The organism is Enterococcus hermanniensis, from assembly GCF_001885945.1.
Taxonomy (GTDB): Bacteria; Bacillota; Bacilli; order Lactobacillales; family Enterococcaceae; genus Enterococcus_A; species Enterococcus_A hermanniensis.
Map to the genome: position 1 here is coordinate 194,569 of NZ_JXKQ01000004.1, position 19,892 is coordinate 214,460.

The 19,892-nt window shown below is 37.5% G+C and carries 14 protein-coding genes; 11 read left to right on the forward strand and 3 right to left on the reverse strand.

What is annotated here, in order from left to right; translation table 11 throughout:
- The first annotated feature begins 68 nt into the window (after window positions 1-68).
- The 3 genes from aspS to RV04_RS06375 all read left to right on the forward strand — a co-directional run bounded on the left by aspS (window position 69) and on the right by RV04_RS06375 (window position 4,886).
- Window positions 69-1,841, forward strand: a complete 1,773-nt coding sequence (gene aspS / locus RV04_RS06365) for an aspartate--tRNA ligase (protein ID WP_071857632.1) — start codon at window positions 69-71, stop codon at window positions 1,839-1,841.
- Between the two features lie 104 nt (window positions 1,842-1,945).
- Window positions 1,946-2,824: a YitT family protein gene (locus tag RV04_RS06370; RefSeq protein WP_071857702.1), complete on the forward strand. Its 879-nt coding sequence runs from the start codon at window positions 1,946-1,948 to the stop codon at window positions 2,822-2,824.
- 184 nt (window positions 2,825-3,008) lie between these two features.
- Window positions 3,009-4,886 (forward strand): acyltransferase family protein, encoded by a 1,878-nt coding sequence (locus RV04_RS06375; protein ID WP_071857703.1) that lies wholly within the window; start codon window positions 3,009-3,011, stop codon window positions 4,884-4,886.
- Window positions 4,887-4,907: 21 nt separating this feature from the next.
- Here the strand turns inward: RV04_RS06375 and RV04_RS06380 are convergent, their stop codons facing one another.
- The gene (locus RV04_RS06380) at window positions 4,908-5,183 is read right to left on the reverse strand and encodes a GIY-YIG nuclease family protein (protein ID WP_071857633.1); all 276 of its coding nucleotides are present in this window, start codon (window positions 5,181-5,183) and stop codon (window positions 4,908-4,910) included.
- Entirely contained in the window at window positions 5,173-5,907 is a 735-nt protein-coding gene (locus tag RV04_RS06385) for a tRNA1(Val) (adenine(37)-N6)-methyltransferase (RefSeq protein WP_071857634.1), read from the reverse strand. The genes RV04_RS06380 and RV04_RS06385 overlap by 11 nt, the downstream gene beginning before the upstream one ends.
- Before the next feature lie 75 nt (window positions 5,908-5,982).
- Between RV04_RS06385 and RV04_RS06390 the strand changes: the two genes are divergently transcribed.
- The 4 genes from RV04_RS06390 (at window position 5,983) to RV04_RS06405 (ending at window position 14,192) form a co-directional block, all read left to right on the forward strand.
- Window positions 5,983-6,612, forward strand: a complete 630-nt coding sequence (locus RV04_RS06390; protein WP_071857635.1) for a lysophospholipid acyltransferase family protein — start codon at window positions 5,983-5,985, stop codon at window positions 6,610-6,612.
- Between the two features lie 144 nt (window positions 6,613-6,756).
- Window positions 6,757-7,890 carry an exonuclease SbcCD subunit D gene (locus RV04_RS06395; protein ID WP_071857636.1) on the forward strand — a complete coding sequence of 378 codons (1,134 nt, stop codon included), beginning with the start codon at window positions 6,757-6,759 and terminating at the stop codon, window positions 7,888-7,890.
- The gene (locus RV04_RS06400; RefSeq protein ID WP_071857637.1) at window positions 7,890-11,012 is read left to right on the forward strand and encodes an SbcC/MukB-like Walker B domain-containing protein; all 3,123 of its coding nucleotides are present in this window, start codon (window positions 7,890-7,892) and stop codon (window positions 11,010-11,012) included. The genes RV04_RS06395 and RV04_RS06400 overlap by 1 nt, the downstream gene beginning before the upstream one ends.
- A complete protein-coding gene (locus RV04_RS06405; RefSeq protein ID WP_071857638.1) occupies window positions 11,013-14,192 on the forward strand; it encodes a DEAD/DEAH box helicase in 3,180 nt (1,059 codons plus the stop codon).
- 16 nt (window positions 14,193-14,208) lie between these two features.
- On the opposite strand, the gene RV04_RS06410 is transcribed toward RV04_RS06405, so the two are convergent.
- The gene (locus RV04_RS06410; RefSeq protein WP_071857639.1) at window positions 14,209-14,928 is read right to left on the reverse strand and encodes an HAD family hydrolase; all 720 of its coding nucleotides are present in this window, start codon (window positions 14,926-14,928) and stop codon (window positions 14,209-14,211) included.
- 776 nt (window positions 14,929-15,704) lie between these two features.
- On the opposite strand from RV04_RS06410, the gene spxA reads away from it, so the two are divergent.
- The 4 genes from spxA (at window position 15,705) to pepF (ending at window position 19,872) form a co-directional block, all read left to right on the forward strand.
- On the forward strand, window positions 15,705-16,103 hold the full coding sequence (spxA, locus tag RV04_RS06415) for a transcriptional regulator SpxA (protein WP_010739854.1): 399 nt from the start codon (window positions 15,705-15,707) through the stop codon (window positions 16,101-16,103).
- Window positions 16,104-16,273: 170 nt separating this feature from the next.
- The gene (locus RV04_RS06420; protein ID WP_071857640.1) at window positions 16,274-16,918 is read left to right on the forward strand and encodes an adaptor protein MecA; all 645 of its coding nucleotides are present in this window, start codon (window positions 16,274-16,276) and stop codon (window positions 16,916-16,918) included.
- Between the two features lie 67 nt (window positions 16,919-16,985).
- The gene (locus RV04_RS06425; RefSeq protein ID WP_071857641.1) at window positions 16,986-17,987 is read left to right on the forward strand and encodes a competence protein CoiA; all 1,002 of its coding nucleotides are present in this window, start codon (window positions 16,986-16,988) and stop codon (window positions 17,985-17,987) included.
- 70 nt (window positions 17,988-18,057) lie between these two features.
- Window positions 18,058-19,872 carry an oligoendopeptidase F gene (pepF, locus tag RV04_RS06430; protein WP_071857642.1) on the forward strand — a complete coding sequence of 605 codons (1,815 nt, stop codon included), beginning with the start codon at window positions 18,058-18,060 and terminating at the stop codon, window positions 19,870-19,872.
- Window positions 19,873-19,892 lie beyond the last annotated feature (20 nt).

Below are 19,892 nucleotides of genomic sequence, written 5' to 3' on the forward strand. Positions count from 1 at the left end.
TTGAAATGAAAAAAACTAATTTCTTTTAAAGAATTTGTTAGATAGATAAAAATGGAGGAATAAAAGCAATGGCAAAACGTACGGTTTATTGTGGACGTGTGTCCGAAGAATACTTAGATCAAAAAGTAACACTAAAAGGTTGGGTGCAAAAACGTCGTGACTTAGGTGGATTGATTTTTATCGATCTACGTGATCGTGAAGGGATCGTGCAAGTGGTCTTCAATCCTGAAGAATCAAAAGCTGCTTGGGAAATTGCGGACCAATGCCGTAGTGAATATGTTGTAGAAATCACTGGAACGGTTATTCGTCGTGATGCTGGTTCTGTCAATAAAAAGATGGCTACTGGTGAATTTGAAATCAAAGGCGAAGATATCACGATTTTAAATAGTGCTAAAACACCACCATTCTCAATCGAAGATGAACAAAACATCAGTGATGAAGTCCGTTTGAAATATCGTTATATGGATTTACGTCGTCCTAAAATGGCGAAAAACTTGATCATGCGTCATCGCTTGACTCAATCTGTACGTCGTTTCTTAGATAACAATGACTTCTTAGATATCGAAACACCTTATTTAGCAAAATCAACACCAGAAGGTGCGCGTGACTATCTTGTTCCTTCACGTGTCCATGCAGGTCATTTTTATGCATTGCCACAATCACCGCAAATTTTAAAACAATTATTGATGACTGCTGGATTTGATCGTTACTATCAAATCGTTCGTTGTTTCCGTGATGAAGATTTACGTGGAGATCGTCAACCAGAATTTACACAAATCGATATCGAAACAAGTTTCTTAACAGCTGAAGAAATTCAAGAATATACCGAACAAATGATTGCGCAAGTAATGAAAGATGTTCGTGGTGTTGAAGTGACGTTGCCATTCCCACGTATGACCTGGGATGATGCAATGGAACGTTATGGTTCAGATAAACCAGATACACGTTTTGATATGGAATTGATCGATGTAACTGAAATTGCAGCAGCGACAGATTTCAAAGTTTTCCGTATGGCATCAGACAACGGTGGTGTGGTCAAAGCCTTAAATGCAAAAGGCGCAGCGGATAAATATTCTCGTAAAGAATTGGATCGCTTAGGCCAATTTGTTGGCCAATTTGGTGCCAAAGGGTTAGCTTGGATCAAAGTGGATGAAAATGGCGAATTAACAGGACCAATCGCTAAATTTATGGGCGGCGTTAGTGATGAATTGAAAAAAGCAACAAATGCTGAAGCTGGCGATGTCTTGATGTTTGCAGCGGATCAATTCTTAACAGCTGTTACAGCTTTAGGTGCGGTTCGTTCAAAAGTTGGTAAAGAACTTGGTCTGATCGACGAAGACCGTTTCGATTACTTATGGATCGTTGACTGGCCTCAATTTGAATACGATCAAGAATTAGGTCGTTATGTCTCTGCTCACCATCCATTTACAATGCCAATGGAAAAAGATATTCCAAACTTAAAAGAACATCCTGAAAAAGTTTATGCCCAAGCATACGATATTGTTTTAAATGGTTATGAACTTGGTGGTGGTTCAATACGTATCAATACACGTGAATTACAAGAACAAGTATTTGAAACATTAGGATTTACACGTGAAAGTGCGAATGAACAATTTGGTTTCTTATTAGAAGCATTAGACTATGGTTTCCCACCAATCGGTGGTATCGCTCTTGGATTAGACCGTTTTGCAATGTTGCTTGCGGGTGAAGATAATATCCGTGAAGTTATTGCCTTCCCTAAAAATGGTAAAGCAGCCGATCCGATGTCAGATGCACCAAGTACCGTCTCACCATTACAACTTTATGAACTAAGTATTGATGTTACGAACGTAGAAGAATAAGAAAATACTAAGAGAAGCGCCTTCCCCTAGGGTAGGTGCTTTCTTTTTTTCATGAAAATACGTATAATGTGAGTGAATTTTTGAAATGAGGCGGAAATTACATGATGAAAAAGAAGATAGAGGATTGGCCACACCACGATTATGCCACTCGCTTATCTGTCGCAGTTGTATATGCATTTTTGGCGGCGATTGCCGTGAACTTTTTTTACCAACCAGGACATATTTACTCTAGTGGTGCAACCGGGTTTGCCCAAATCTTGACGACATTATCTAAAAATGCGCTAGGCTATACGGTACCTGTTTCAATTACATTGTTTTTGATCAACGTGCCACTTTTCGTATTATCTTGGTTTAAGATCGGTCACAAATTTACGATTTTTACTTTTATTACCGTGTTTTTAACATCATTTTTTATCCATATAATTCCAGAGACGACGTTAACAGATGATCCAATCATTTGTGCCATCTTTGGTGGAGCGATCATGGGTGTTGGGATTGGTTTTGCCTTGAAGAATGGACTTTCTTCAGGTGGTCTAGATATTTTAAGTATCACGATTCGTAAACGGACAGGTAAGTCAGTCGGTTCGATTTCTATTATTTTCAACGTTATCATCATGTTTATGGCCGGTGTGTTGTTCAGCTGGCAATATATGTTTTACTCAGCGCTGGCTATTTTTATGAGTGGTAAATTAACCGATGCTCTCTTTACGAAGCAACGTAAGATGCAAGTGATGATTGTGACCAAGTGTCCAGAGAAAGTCATCACAGGAATCCAAGAACATATGCGTCGTGGGATCACGATCATCAATGAGGCAGAAGGTGCCTATAAACATGATAAGCAAACGGTCTTATTCACCGTAGTTACTCATTTTGAATTACCATTATTAGAATCGGTCATGAAGGAAAGCGATCCAGCAGCCTTTGTGAGTATATCTGAAAATGTTCGAATTATGGGACGCTTTTACGAAGAATCGATGGATTAAAAGTTGGGACAGTCTGTCCCAACTTTTTTATTGAAATTTTTACTCATTTTATTTTGGCAAATTAAAATCGAAATCTTTAGGAAAAACTTTTTTTAATGAGAAAATGTTGCAGTTTCTCAAATTTATCCGTATAGTTAATTTGGTATTCTATAGTAAAGTTGGAGTGAAGTTGGAAAAGAAAAACATGAAAAAAAGACTAAAACACAGTCGCTATATCAATGGCTTTGACGGAATTCGTTCCTTAGCGGTGATTGGCGTCATTTTATATCATTTAATGCCGACTCGGATGCGAGGGGGATACTTAGGTGTTCCAGTCTTTTTCGTAGTCTCGGGTTACTTGATCACTGATTTGTTGTTTCAAGAATTAAAACAGACCGGTAGGATCGATATCAAACAATTTTATTATCGGCGGATGAAAAGGTTATATCCAGCGTTGGTTGCGATGCTGATTGGTTCTTCGGCCTACATCACATTGTTCCAGCGAAATTTGTTGAATGATTTAAAAGGCAATGTCATCAGTAGTTTATTGTATGTCAATAACTGGTGGCAGATCAATCATGGGATGTCGTATTTTGATCGTTTTTCAAGCGAGTCGCCATTTACTCATATTTGGTCATTGGCAGTAGAATCACAAAATTATTTAATTTGGCCGATCGTCTTTGTTTTATTGATTAAATTAGTTAAAAATAGAGGCAAGATTTTTCTGGGAGTTATTGGCGCAGCCCTTGTTTCGATGATTTTGATGGCGGTTCTTTATACGCCAGGTCAAGATCCGACACGGGTTTATTATGGAACAGATACGCGGTTGTTTTCAATTTTACTAGGTAGTGCGTTAGCCTTTGTTTGGCCAAGTACACGCTTGAAAGAAGAAATACCCGCACAGGCGAAACGAATCTTAAATGGCATCGGATTTGTTTCACTATTATTATTGATCCTATCTTTATTTTTCTTGAGAGATGATTTAACGTTTGTTTATTATGGCGGAATGTTCTTGGTCAGTCTGCTAAGTGTTGTTCTGGTAGCTATTACGGCTCATCCTGGTGCTAGCTGGAATCGTTGGTTGACAAATCCAGTCTTTGATTGGATCGGTAAACGTAGTTATGGGATCTATTTGTATCAATTTCCAGTCATGATTTTTTATGAGGCAAAGATCAATGTAGCCAATCATACGCTGCTTCATACAATCATGGAGATTATTTTGATTTTATTTGTCACAGAGCTTTCTTATCGCTTTGTGGAAGCACCATTACGCCGTTTTGATTATGGAAAAACATTTTCGAGCTTGAAAGAATCATTTTGGGCGCCAATTAGAAGTCGCCGTAAAATTGGTTTTATTTTGACCGGAATCGTAACGTTGATTGCCGTAGTCGGTATCATTATTGCACCCAGCGGTCAAGTGGATGCCAATCAACAAGCATTGCAAAAACAAATCGAGCAAAACAAAAAAGCAGCTGAGAAAACAGAAACAAGTACGACTGAATCAGCGACAGACTCTAGTGCAAGTGAACAATCAACTGCTAGTTCAGATAAGCCCGTTACTTTAGCTGAGAAATACAATCTTAGTCAACGTGAAGTAACGAAAGCCAAAAAATTAAAAGTTACGGCAGTGGGAGATTCGGTATTATTGGCAGGTTCACAAGGATTGACTGAGATCTTTCCTAAGATGGTAATTGATGGTGAAGTGGGAAGACAATTGAAAGATAGTCCAGCAGTTTTCCAAAGTCTGAAGGACAAAAAAGAATTAAATGATACGATTTTGTTGAACCTTGGAACAAATGGTCCGATTACTGAAGACGAGTTTGCCCAAATCATGAGTATCGTTGGTGAGAAACGCAAAGTTTTTGTCATCAATACCCATGTACCAACACGACGTTGGCAAAATGATGTGAATGCGACCTTAGAAGCAGTAACAAAAGATTACAAAAATGTCCATCTGATCGATTGGTATAATTACAGTACGGCGCATACCGATTGGTTCTATGATGATCAAGTTCATCCAAATGAAGTTGGATCGGTGTATTATTGCCATTTGATTGCGACTGAGATGTTAAAAGGTGAATAATAAAAAACGTTTTGTGAGCAATCACAAAACGTTTTTTTGCTTATTTTCTTGGAGATAGTGTTCTTTTTTTTTGCGCGATAATTTTTTGAATGCTGCTTCGGCTTTTGTCGCTTCACTTCGCGTTTTAAAGCGTTCGGCATGGATCATTTGTAGCGGTCTACGGCTCGCAGGATGGGTATATTTTGCACCAACCCCAGAATTGTGTTCTACTAGCCGCCGACTTGGTTCAGTCGTGTAGCCGCCATAAAAGGTTTGATCTTTGCATAAGAGGACGTAAAAATAATGATCATTCGCCATAAAGCATCCCTCGTAAGTCCTCAGAGTAGTTTCCAGTTTGATCATATGTATATAATGGTGGAAGGAAACGCAAACCTTCATTTTTTCCGTCTTTGATTCCTTCAATCAACAAGGTATTTGCTTCTTTACCTGGTTTGGGATAGACGAATTGGATTCTTTTAGGTGCAATTCGATTGGCTCGTAACACATCGATAATTTCTAAAAAACGATCTGGTCGATGGACCATGGTAAAACGACCGTTCATCTTTAATAAGCGAGCAGAGACGTTAACGACGTCGGCTAATGTCGCATGAATCTCGTGCCGTGCAATCGCCAAATGAGGATTTGGATTTTTGATACTAGTAGGGAGTTCTTTAAAATACGGTGGATTACAAACGACGAGGTCAGCAGAGTCGCCTCTAAATACATCAAAAGTATTTTTTAAATCTAATTCATGCATCGTCATCTGGTTTTCTAAATGGTTGAGTTCGATACTTCTTTGGCCCATCTCCGCAAGACGCGGTTGCAATTCGATTTGGTCGATTTGTGCATTGGTTTTTCGGCTGAGAAAGAGACCGACTGCTCCATTGCCGGCGCAAAGATCGATAATTTTTCCACGTTTTGGGACTCTAGCGAAATTAGCTAAAAGTACCGCATCGATAGAAAAAGAAAAGACTTCTGCACTTTGAATGATTTGGATATCTTCAGCGTAAAGCTGGTCGATTCGTTCACCTTTTTTTAACAATTTCTTTTGCCCCCTTAAAAAAATCATACCGATGTATTATACTACGTTTAGTTAGGTAACTGAAAGGAAGAAAAAATGTTTTTTAAATTTATCCGCGTAATTGCCCGCAGTCTTTTAGCTGTCATTAACGGCAATGCCAAATATCAAAATAAAGAGAAATTGCCTGAAGGAAATTATATTTTAGTTGCACCGCATCGTACCTGGTGGGATCCAGTTTATATGGCGCTAGGTGCTTCGCCAAAACAATTTTGTTTCATGGCAAAAGAAGAGTTATTCAAAAACCCTGTATTGCGCTACATTTTAGTCCATCTGAACGCTTTTCCAGTAGATCGTGAAAAGCCAGGACCGAGTGTAGTAAAACGCCCGGTCAAAATGCTGAAAGATTCTGATAAAAGTTTGATCATGTTTCCTAGTGGAACGCGTCATTCCACTGAGCTAAAAGGTGGGATGTCATTGATTGCTCGTTTATCAAAGAAACCGATTGTCCCTTGTGTTTATCAAGGTCCAACAAAGTTTTCACAATTATTCAAACGAACACCAGTGATCATCCGTTTTGGTGATCCAATTGATATTTCTGATATCAAAAAAATGGATAAAGCAGGATTGGCAGAAGTGGAATCACGTGTGCAAAATGCTTTTGACCAATTGGATAATGAGATTGATCCGAACTATAAATATATTACTAAAGAAAAAGACGCTAATTAATTTAGTGTCTTTTTTCTTTGGCTAAAAAGGTACAAATTTTTTTATCGAGAGCGCCTGTCTAAGAACATCTGCTTGTTGAGCAGAAATATACAGTAAATCGTGTTATAATTTCAGGAAGGACTAAAATGAGAAAAGGGTGGATCAATGAAAGTTTTACATACGGCTGACTGGCATATCGGAAAGAAATTACATGGCTATGAATTGCTATCAGACCAAGCGTATATTCTTGATCAAATACTAAACATCGCAAAAGAAGAGTCTGTAGATGCAATCATCATCGCAGGAGACCTGTATGATCGCTCGGTTCCGTCTGAGGACAGTGTTCGGTTATTGAATCAAACGATTGCTCACTGGAACCTGACAGAACATATTCCGCTGTTGGCTATTTCAGGCAATCATGATAGCGCAACACGTTTAGCGACGGGAGCTCCATGGTTCGATCAATCGGATTTTCACTTGCATACGCGATTAGAAGAAGCATTTGAACCAATCGAAATGGGAAATACACAGTTTTACTTATTGCCTTATTTTGAGCCCGTCGATGCGCGAATCTATTTTGAGGATCCTGAGCTACGGACGATTCAAGCGGCGATGCCTAAAGTAATTGAAAAACTCGAAGCTAGTTTTGATAAAAATAAAAAACAAGTATTGGTCAGTCATTTCTTTGTAGCAGGTAGCAGCAAAACGGATTCAGAGACCAAAATAGAAGTCGGTGGTTTAGACGGGATCAATGGCCAACTATTGGCTAATTTTGATTATGTTGCTTTAGGCCATTTGCATGGAAAAGATGCATTGAAAATGGATAATGCTCGTTACAGCGGCTCGCCTTTAAAATATTCTTTATCTGAAAAAAATCAGGCTAAAGGTGTTTGGGTCATTGATACAGAGACGACCGAATTTTATTTTCGAACAGTTGCCCCGCTATATGAAATCGAAGAGATTCAAGCGACATTTGAAAAATTATTAGATCCCGATTTTTATTTAACCATCGATCGTGAAAATTATCTTTCGATTTTGCTAGAAGATCAAGTGGTGATTCCAAATTTGATGAATCAATTACGACAAGTCTATCCGCGGATCATTCAAGTCGAACGAATCAACGGGTACGAAGCCGAAACTATCAGTCGTTTAAGCCAAAAACAACTCAAAGAAAAATCTCCCATAGCATTGACTGAAGAGTTTTTTACTGAGGTTGCTCAAAGCGAATTGACGAATCAACAAAAGATATGGATTGAAGAAGGCTTACATTCACTTCTTAAGCAAGGAGGGTCAGATTAATGCTTCCAAAGAAAATCATTATGGAAAATTTCGGTCCCTTTTTACATGAAGAAGTCGATTTTGAAAAAATGTCTGAAACTCCATTATTTTTAATTAGCGGAAAAACCGGTGCCGGAAAAACTACGATTTTTGATGCAATCACTTTTTCCTTATATGGTGATGCTTCTGGTGGTGTTCGTTCTTCAAATGAAATTCGCTCTTCCTTCGCGGAACCGACAGAAGAAACCCGTGTTCAATTTATTTTTGAGCATCAAGGCAGACAATATTCGATCGAACGTTGGCCAAAACAGACCTTGGCTAAAAAGAATGGCAAAGGCGAAACGACTAAAAATCAAAAAGTCCAATTAAGTGTCTTTAATGATTTAGGCCAAGAAGCAGAAGCTTATACGAAAGTTGATGCGGTCAACGAAGTGATCTATCAAATCCTACATCTCCAAAAAGAGCAATTCCGTCAAATCGTGATGTTGCCGCAAGGTGAGTTTCGAACTTTTTTAAATGCGAACAGTACGGAGAAAGAAGCTGTTTTACGTAATCTTTTTGGTACAAGTGCCTATCGCAGTTTTACGGAGAATTTAAAGTTTAAAAAAATAGCGATGGAGAAATCTGTCGGTGAGCTGACTACACGAATGGATCAATTGTTCCAACAAGTTCTCTGTGAACAAGGGGATACTTATCAAGAATCATTGAATCTTGCCAATTATTATTTATCAACAGAAGCCCAAGAATTGTTGCAAAGTCAAACGGAACTTGAGACGCAACAGAAAAATTACAAAATGTTGCAACAACAAGTTCACGAAGCGCAAGAATTAACAGGCTGGCTACAGCAAAAAGATGAGACGATCCAAGAATTGGCTCAACTTGAAATGGAACAGCCAATCCAAGAACAACGTAAACAGCAGTTAAAACAAGCTCAGACACTGGAGCAAATCCGTCCCATCTATGAACGTAGGCAAGAATTGGAGCGCCTTCTTAAACAGCGACAAACCGAAATTACTGATAATAAAATTCAACTTAAAACGCTAGATCAACAACTCGTTGAAGCACAACAGCAAACACTTGCTTTTGAAAAAGAAGCGGGATTATGGCAAGTAAAAAGACAGAACTTGCAAAAAATGGAAGCTGCTTTGCCTTTAGTCAAACAACAAGCGGAACTAAAACAACAAGCAAATGATTTAGAGGCAAAACAAACGGTTCAACAAGCCCAGTTATTAGAATTAAATCAGCAATTAGCTTCTTTTGAACAAGAACAAAAAATACTTCAAGCAAAGCAAAACGATGAAAAAAACTGGCAAAACCGCCGCTATCAAGAATTACACTTTCAACAGCAACTAAATCAGTTAAAAGATGCAGCTAAAAAAATCACAGCTCAGCAAGAAGCGGAAGAAGAACAGCAGATCGACTTAGCACAACTGATCGAAAAGAAAAGTCAGCTTAGCAATCAATTGATGACGATCACCGGTGATTATAAGAAATTAAAAAGTCAGTGGGCTGCGGCTGAAATCGCACGCTTGAGTTTAGAATTATTACCGGGAGAACCTTGCCCCGTTTGTGGGTCTAAAGAACATCCTGACCCCGCTTCTCATGAGGGAATGATCACAGACAATCTAGCTGAATTGCAAAGTGAGTTGGAGCAACTAGAAGCACGGATCAAGCAGTTAGAACTCTTGCGTGGGCAGCAGATGACTCGTTATGAAGTTGCGAAGCAAACCTTCGAAAAAGCACAAGCAGACCGGGTGACTGCCCAAAAGGACTTAAACAAAAAAGTTACTGATTGTCATAAGCAATTGATTGATTATTATCAAACCACTTTACCGTTAGAATTAGATCAGTTAGTAACAAGTTTAGCTGAAAAGCAAATAGAAACGGATCAAAAGTTAAAAGAAATTACGATAGCTAATCAACAAATGGCATTATTGGCTGAAAAAATGACCAGCCGTTCAGAAGCAAAACGAGTCCTTGAAACGATACTTGATGAGGTGAAAAGCGAACAACAATTATTGCGTGGTCGAATTTCAAGCATCGAAGAGCAGACTACAGACTGGCAGTTGACAGAACTAGAGCAACAAATAAAAGAATTTATACAAGCTATCAAAGAGCATGAAGAATCAGTGGAAAGTCAGCAAGCTTTAATAAAATCATTGGAGCAACATCAGATTCGTCTGCAAGAGCAGCAGCAAGCTTTGACTCGGCAAGTTCAAGAGACCACTCAAAATATGTCAAAACAGCGATGTTTGCTAAAAGAGAAATTGACGGAAGCATCAATTACTGAAGAACAGTTGATGTTAGAAAAAATAGACCTTGAAACATTGGAATCAGCGATTGCAAATTTTGATAACCACCAAGGAATTTTAAAAGATCGACTCCAACGTTTAATTGAACAAATCGCTGATCGGGCAAAACCAGAACTCGAAGTGTTGCAAGCAGCGTTAGTAGAGCGTGAAACGCAAGTGTCACAATTACAACAGCAATACTATGCACGAGAAAGTCAACTGCAACAACAACGTGTGATCATCAAAACGATTACAGAATTGCATAACCAAAGCAAAAAGCAGTTGGATGAACTTGGTCAGATGGTTCAACTATATCAAACGATGAATGGGGATAATCCTCAAAAAATCAGTTTGGAACGTTATGTTTTACAATGGTATCTAGCCGAAGTCTTGCAAAGTGCTAATCAGCAATTAAATCAGCTGACGAAAGGTCGATATCACTTTGAATTGAAGCAAGAAACTGGACGTTCCAAAGGAAATACTGGGTTGGAAATCAATGTCTATGATGATAACGCTGGTGCCACAAGAAGTTCTCATACTTTATCAGGTGGTGAAAGTTTCATCGCTGCTTTATCATTAGCATTAGGTTTAGCAGAAGTGATCCAAAGCCAAGCAGGTGGTGTTGATATTGAAGCTTTATTTATTGATGAAGGATTTGGATCTTTAGATGAGGAAGCTTTGGAGATGGCGATGGAGGCTTTAGAAGGTATTGAGAACGCTGGACGGATGATCGGAATCATCAGTCATGTAAGAGAGCTAAAAGAACGAATCCCACAACAAATTATTGTGGAGACTAGCGGAACGGGTCGAAGTAGTATTCGTTATCAGCTAGAAGGATGGAGTGAAGCGTAAATGAGATGGAGTATTCCGGAAAAAGTAATTGAGCGCGGCAGAACTTACTTAAAAGAAGGACGGGTCTTATCCGTTGAAGCAGACGCTGCACGCCGTGTCTGGCATGGTGAAGTATTAGGCAGTGAACTTTATTTAGTAGATTTAGATGGTAGCGGAAAAGAAAACGATATTTGTTCATGTCCTTATTGGGAAGAACATGGTTATTGTAAACATACTGTATCAGTAGAATTGTACTTACGAGAAAAGGGTTTATCACGTGTCATTAAACCAGAAACTGTTTTACCTAAAAAAATGGAAAGTAGTGTGTCTTTTGCCGATTTATTAAATCAAGGATTCGCTCGTTTAGAAAAAGAAGCAGAACCTTTGCAACCTCTGTTTGTTGAATTCGTGGTCGAAGCTATTCCTACAAATCCATATCATTCAGAATTAGATGTGTTAGCTGTCTCATTACGAATCGGTACGAAAGCCGGAAAAAGAAGTTATATCGTCAAAAATCTGTATGATTTTTTACACGCGTATCAAATGGATTCTGCCTATACTGTTAATAAGCAATATCGTTTCCAAATCGAAGCAGGTGCATTTGAACCAGGCTGCCGTGATTTGATCGAAGATTTGGTCGGTATCAGTGAAACTTACCAATTATTAGGCAAAGCTGGTTTGCAGGTCAAGGGAAAACTAGATAAACGCTATCTATTATTACCAGTTCATCGAATGCAAGAATTATTGAGTGGAATGGAAAAGACCGGAAATCTAAGTATCGTGATCGGTGAGAAAGCCTATTCAGAAGTTCATGAAGGACAAGAATTACCATTGTCATTTAAAATCGAGAAACGTAGCGAGAATGATTTTAGTTTGACGGTGGCTGATAATTTTACAAACTATTATAGTAATTATTTCTTAGGCTTTATTGAAAATTCTTATTACTTGATGACCCGTGAACAACAAGATACGTATATCACGTTGAAACAATTGATGAAACGTTTGAAGGAACCTGTAATCACGTATGAACAGCGACAATTATCACAATTATTTACAGAAGTATTACCTTACTTACGTAAAATTGGACGTGTTCAAATAGCTAGTGAAGTTGCTGAAATCATGAAAGAAGAACCCTTGAGAGCGGTCGTGATTTTTCGGAAAATCAAAGGAATGATCAAAGTTGAAGCCGAATTTCATTACGGAAGTGCTTATTTCTCTACGAATGAGTCTCATCAACCGAAACTACCAAACAATGTAGAGATTTTACGTGATCGTCGGAAAGAAAAACAAATTTTAGATCTTTTTGATACGTATCGTTACCAAAAAATCGATACAGGCTTTGAGAAAAAAATTCCTGTGAAAGATAATTTGTATTATTTTTTCAAAGTTGAAGTCGAAGAATTTCGTCGTTTTGCTGAAGTCCGAATGGGAAAAAAATTACGACAATTATTCTTAGATGGCGAAGAATTCCAACCAACGATCGAAATCGATCAACATGGTTCTTGGTTAGACATCAAATTTGATGTGACTGGTATTCAGGACAATGAAATCGATCATGTGTTGAATAGCTTGTTGCGTAAAGATCGTTTCTATACATTGGATAATGGCGAAGTGTTATCCTTTGATTCTGAAGCTTTTCAACAAACGAGTGAGATGATTGGGCAATTAAGAGAAAAAATCAATGCAAAAGATGGCTTGATTCGTTTGCCGAAAAGTCAAGGGATTATGCTAGAAGAGCAATTGAAAAACAACCCGAATGCTCAATTCAGTGAAAACTTTACGTCAATGGTTCAAGATTTAACACATCCCGAAGATTATCAAGCGGTCCTACCTGATACGCTACAAGCACAGCTTAGACCGTATCAAGAAGCAGGCTTCCGCTGGTTAAAAATGCTAAGCGATTATGGTTTTGGCGGTATTTTGGCCGATGAAATGGGACTTGGTAAAACGATTCAAGTCATTACCTTTTTATTGGCAGAAAAAGCCCAAAAACCAATCAAAGCATTGATTGTTACACCAGCTAGTTTGGTCTATAATTGGCAAGCAGAAATCAAAAAATTTGCTCCAAGTCTGCATTCGCAAGTCATTTCAGGCAGTCGCAGTGAACGGGAACAATTATTTGCTGATTCCAACGAGATCGTGATCACTTCTTACGCAAGTATGCGTCAAGACATCGATCTTCATGAACAAGCAGGTTATCAATATTTAGTATTAGATGAAGCGCAAATGGTCAAAAATTCATCGACGAAAACAGCAAGTGCTTTACGTAATTTATCGATCCCACATCGCTTTGCATTAAGTGGGACACCGATTGAAAATAATTTAGAAGAGTTATGGTCATTGTTCCAAACAGTAATGCCAGGCTTTTTCCCAAGTATAGGTCGCTTCCGTCAAATGCCAGTACCTGAAATTGCTAAAATGATCCAACCATTTGTTCTCCGTCGAGATAAAGACACTGTTTTACAAGAGTTACCAGAACGGATTGAATCAAATGTCTTAAGTAGTTTGACGGAAGAACAAAAAACAGTCTATTTAGCATATTTAAAACGGATGCGTCAGGAAGTCGATCAAATGGACTCTGCGACGTTCCGCAAACAACGAGTAAGTATTTTGGCTGGGTTGACTCGCTTGCGTCAAATCTGTGACGATCCACGCTTATTCATGGAAGGCTATGAAGGCGGATCAGGTAAATTGGATCAAGTAAAAGATTTGATTCGTGCAGCTAAAGAAAATGGCCGCCGAGTATTATTGTTTTCACAATTTACGAGCATGTTGTCGATTATTGAACAAGAATTTGCTGAAGAAGGCATCTCTAGTTTTTATTTACGAGGAAGTACGAAAGTACCGGATCGTTTAAAAATGGTCGATGCGTTCAATGCAGGTGAAAAAGATGTCTTCTTGATTTCATTAAAAGCCGGCGGGACAGGTCTGAATCTGACAGGTGCGGATACCGTGATCCTTTATGATCTATGGTGGAATCCAGCAGTAGAGGAACAAGCAGCTGGACGTGCACATCGTATCGGACAGAAAAAGGTCGTAGAAGTATGGCGGATGATCGCTGAAGGTACGATTGAAGAACGAATGAATCAATTACAACAAGAAAAACGTGAATTGTTCCAAAAAGTAATTCAAGGAAATGAAGAACAAACGAATAAATTGACTGAAGAAGATATTCGAATGATCTTGAGCTTAGGAGAATAAAAAAGATTGCAGCGTATCAGCGCTGCAATCTTTTTTCATTTATTATTGCTTGTTTCAAAGCATCAAAACTAGTGATTTCTAGATCAAAAAGTGCTGTTTGATCATCAGGAAGTGGGCGATGCTGATGGTTAAACCACCAAACATTCCAATTTGCTGATTTTGCGCCCACGACATCATTTTCAAAACTATCGCCAATATAAAGTAGTGATTCCGCTGGTAGATCAAGACGCTTTTCCATCAATTTAAAAATAGTAGGATCAGGTTTTTGAATTTGGATACCATCTGAAATGAACAATGTTTCTGGCTCAAACCAATTGTTTAATTGCAAAGCATTCATTTTATTGGTTTGGCGTTCAACAGGTCCATTCGTGATTACTCCAAGGGAAATATTTTCTGCCGTTAAAAAATTCAGAATCTGTTGGATCTCCTTGGGAAGAGAAATTTTCTCTAATGCTTGATCATACAGTGCCTGAAACTTTAATAAGTCATTGTCTTCGGCATTAAAGTTTTCTGCTTGTAATGCGAGACGAATTCGTTCATAGCGCATTTTATCTAGAGGCCATTCTCCAGTGATCGTTTTCAGATAGTGCAGATCACTATAATAGCGAAATTGAAGAAAGAGAGAGGGCAACTTCTTCGTTGGAAATTTTGGAAATAGCGTAGTGATTGCGGCAAAAAAAGGTGCTTGTTGTTCATATAAAGTATCATCTAAATCAAATACGATTCCTTTAATCATCTAATCACTCCAAATCATTTGTTAAATCCATTATACCAAAACAGTTGTTCTTTTTTTAGACAAATAAAAAAATAGCATTTCAAATTACTTTTTGTTATGTTATCTGTTCAACAATAATTGGAAAAAAACATTCAAAATAATCAATCAAAAATATTCCTGACAAAAAAAATAATGATTGGCAGTCTTAAAAACAAGTTGAAATTCACCCGCTTCAATCTCACTAAACAACATAAAAAAAGTGAATCTTTTTGAATGCTTGGAAACTGTATCTATTTAAAATGATTACTTTTAGTAGAATATTTAATACAGAGTTAGAATTTCAAACATAAAATAAAATAACTGTGAAATAAGTAAATTGATAATTTATACAATTTACTAGTTTGTAATAGTTATAAAAAAGACTGAATTGACGTTATTCTGATAGGATTCACTTCGATTGCTTAAATAATATTTCTATTTTTATACCAATAAAAAAATTTTTTACAAAACTAATAATAGAAAAATATAAGATAATTTATATTTTTTTAATACAGTTTGTAACCTTGTTATACTATTTTTTCGAATGAGAGTTACGCCATTAATTTCTCATCTAAAACAACGGGTATGTCCTGACAGCTTTAGTAGCGGTGTTAAAAATTAAATAACGTTAATATTCAAAAAGAAAAAGTGGAAGAAGTCTTTTTTTTGTTACATTTTTTTTGTATAATAGAAACAGATAGCAGGAAATGAATATATCCTGTTACAAAATTTGAGAGTCAAGAAAAGGAGTGATATGTATGTTAACGTTATATACTTCCCCTAGTTGTACATCATGTCGGAAAGCACGTGCTTGGCTGCAGGAACATGAGATCCCTTATGTTGAGCGAAATATCTTTTCTGAACCATTGAACATCGATGAGTTGAAAGCCATCTTACAGATGACTGAAGACGGAACTGAAGAGATTATTTCTACTCGTTCGAAAGTTTTCCAAAAATTAAACATGGATTTAGATGAATTGTCACTAAAAGAATTATTGGATTTAGTCAAAGAGAATCCTGGATTGTTACGTCGTCCGATTATGATCGACGAGAAACGTCTACAAGTTGGATTCAATGAAGATGAAATTCGTCGTTTCTTGCCTCGTGATGTTCGCCAATACGAATTACGTCAAGCCCAGTTAATGGCTGGATTATAAAATAGATACCTCGTGGATGCGAGGTATTTTTATTTGGCAAAAATAAGTAGTTGGCCTCAACTACTTCCTCTATTTAGGAGAATTTAATAAAATTCATCGGCATTCTTTACTTTTAAAAGGAATCAGTTACAATGAACATATAATCTACTATTAAAGTGAGGTGTGCCAAGATGGAAATGGAACACATCAATGAGAATACGATTCGAGTTATTATTGAGAATGAAGATTTAGCAGAACGTGGGATTACTTTTTTAGACTTATTAGGCAATCATCGCGAAATTGAATCTTTTTTTTATAGTATCTTAGAAGAAGTCGATATCGAAGATGAATTCAAAAGCAGTGAAGCGGTGACTTTTCAAGTTCTGCCAAAAAATGATGGACTTGAGCTATTTATTAGTAAAAATTTATCGCCAGAAGATATTAGTAAGATGAATGATTCCACTGAATTCGAGACCAATGATTTTGATCAACTGATTCGTCAACAAATTTTAGCGAATTCTGAAATGGTTGAAGAAGAACCAGTGGATAATCGGGTTCGTGTCTTTCAACTAAATAGCTTTGAAGATATGATCGAGTTAGCAAGTTATCACTTTTTGGATGAGGCTTGGTGCGATTTGTATTTGCTAAATGAAAAATATTATCTTCAAGTTGTTTTCGATCCTGAAGTTTATGGAGACTATGCGTTAGCAGATGTCACTGCTGAAATTTTAGAATATACGCAAGACTCGGCAGTTTCGACAGAGATGTTAGACGAGTATGGAAAACTTTTGATGCGTCGTGATGCAATTGAAATCACTCGCAGTTACTTCAATTAAATAAGAAAAGACCTGTATGTAAGTGAATATGGGTCTTTTTTTTGTACCTTTGGTTGAGGTGAGAAGAATGCTATTTGCTTTTACGAAAGAAAAACAGTTGGTCGATGCGAGTGGTGCAGATGCACGTAAAACCTATTATTGTCCTGATTGTGGGTCAGTGTTGATCCGAAAAGCTGGGAAGTTGCTGATTCCTCATTTTGCTCATACGGCAAATGAAAATTGTCAAGGTATGAGTGAAGGAGAAACAGCCGAACACTTGAATTTAAAAAAAATTTTTTACCAATGGGGTCGGCAGGATGATCAACATTGGAAATTGGAAGAACCCTTAAAGGATCTACCGCAAAGGCCAGATTTGTTGAATCAAAAACTGGTGGTAGAAATTCAATGCTCGCCATTAAAAACATCTCGTTTGGAGGAGCGAGTGAGTGGGTATCGCCAAATGGGCTATCAGGACTGGTGGTTACTAGGAAGAAAACTATGCCCGGATAAAAAATTTACCGCATTACAAAAACAATTTTGTTCATTTTCTAAAGCTAGAGGGGTTCATCTATGGGGGATCAAAGCAGGTACGATTACGTTGTTTTACCATATCTATCAAAGGGACCAACACTATCATTATTCAAAAAAATCATGGCCCAAGTATTCTGAGCCCTTACCAATGATTTTGAATACAACTATTCGTGAGACACCACCTAAAGTCATTCTGTCAAAACAAAGTGTTATTGATAAAAAGACGCATTTAGGGCTAAAATTGCGGCAATCAGATCCTAAAATCAGAAAGATACAAGACTATCTATATCATAGGTATGAGCATTTGCTCTATCTCTCAGACTGGCTCTATTTTCCTAGTCGTTATTTCTTTTTTTATCAAGATGATATTTTGATTTTTCGACTATTGTTCCAACAAGAAGCTAAAAATGCGGATCGAATTTTTAAAAAATTTTTGCTCTATCGCGAAAAAACACAGCAACATTGGTCATTTTGTCGTATAGCAGAACGTGAAATCCTGGAGCGTCTTTATTTGGAAGCAATTTTTTGTCAAAGAAAGGCTAAAATTTTGCTGACTTGACGCATTTAAAAATTACTTTTTTCCAAATTGTGATAAGATTGGGGATGATAATAGAGATGGGAGTGTTTTTATGAGTGAAGCAAAACAATTACCAAAACGTCAGGAAGTTCCCGTTGAATTAACCTGGGATTTAACCAAAATTTTTGCAGATGAGGCTGCTTTTGAAGCAAAAGTCAAAGCCTTATCTGAAGAATTGCTAAATGTAGAACAAGTGAAAGGAAGTTTGGGGCAAGGTGCCTCTGAACTTTTAAAAGCTGTTGACTATGTTTTAGATATTTACCGTAAAGCGGAAGTTGTTTACGTGTATGCACATCTGAAAAATGATGAAGATACTGCTAATACGACAAACCAAGCGCTATATGCCCGTGCTTCTAGCTTGATCACAAAAGTCAGTGAAGCGGTTAGTTGGTTTGAACCAGAATTATTACAACTTTCTGATAGCCAAATAGCGGCTTACTTTGCTGAAGAACCTAAATTACAATTATATCGTCATTTTATCGAACAAATCATTTCAGAACGGGCGCACGTTTTACCCGCCGAACAAGAAGCACTTTTAGCTGGTGCAAGTGAAATTTTTGGTAGTTCTGCGGATACTTTTGCAGTGATGAACAATGCGGATCTAAAATTTCCGATCGTAAAAAACGAAGCCGGTGAAGATGTCCAATTGACGCATGGTGTTTATGGTCAATTGTTAGAAAGTACTGATCGCTCGGTGCGAGAAAAAGCGTTTAAAGCGTTGTATTCTGTCTATCATCAATTTAGAAATACCTTTGCTTCGACATTGAGTACACATGTCAAAGGTCATAACTTTAAAGCAAAAGTTCGCGGATATGATTCTGCTCGTGCAGCTGCATTGAGTAGTAATCATATCCCGGAAGATGTCTATGACACCTTAGTTCTAGTTGTGAATCAGTATTTGCCACTACTACATCGTTATGTAGAGTTGCGTAAAGAGTTGTTAGGTTTAGAGCAGTTGCATATGTATGATTTATATACGCCGCTACTAGCTGAAGCCCCAATAAAATTTACGTATGAAGAAGCGAAAGCCAAAGCGTTAGAAGCATTGAAGCCACTAGGTGAAGAGTACTTGGAAATCGTCAAAAAAGCCTTCGATGAGCGATGGATCGATGTGGTAGAAAATCAAGGAAAACGCAGTGGTGCGTATTCATCTGGTGCCTATGATACACAACCGTATATTTTATTAAATTGGCACGATCGTTTGGATGAATTATATACATTGGTTCATGAAATGGGCCATAGTGTCCATAGCTACTTTACCCGTCATACGCAACCGTATGTGTATGGAGATTATTCGATCTTTTTAGCTGAAATTGCATCAACGACGAATGAAAATCTTTTAACTAGCTATTTATTAGAAACAGAAACAGATCCCAAGGTTCGTGCCTATATCATAAATCATTATTTAGATGGTTTTAAAGGAACGATTTTCCGTCAAACTCAATTTGCAGAATTTGAACATTTCATCCATACCGAAGATGCAAAAGGCAATCCGTTAACCAGCGATTATTTAAGTAGATTCTATGGAGAATTGAACGCAAAATATTATGGTCCAATCGTTTTGAACGACGAAGAGATCAAAGATGAATGGTCGCGAATTCCCCATTTCTATTACAATTATTATGTGTATCAATATGCGACTGGTTTTTCTGCTGCTAGCGCCTTAGCAAAGCATATCGCTGAAGGTGATGTGCAAGCATTAGAAAACTATTTGACGTACTTAAAATCAGGTAGCAGTGATTATCCAATAGAAGTGATGAAAAAAGCAGGGGTCGATATGACCCAACCAACATACATTGAAGATGCGATGGAAATCTTTGCGTTACGTTTAGATGAATTGGAACAATTAGTCGAAGAGTTAAGATAGATCATTTTAATTAGTCGAAA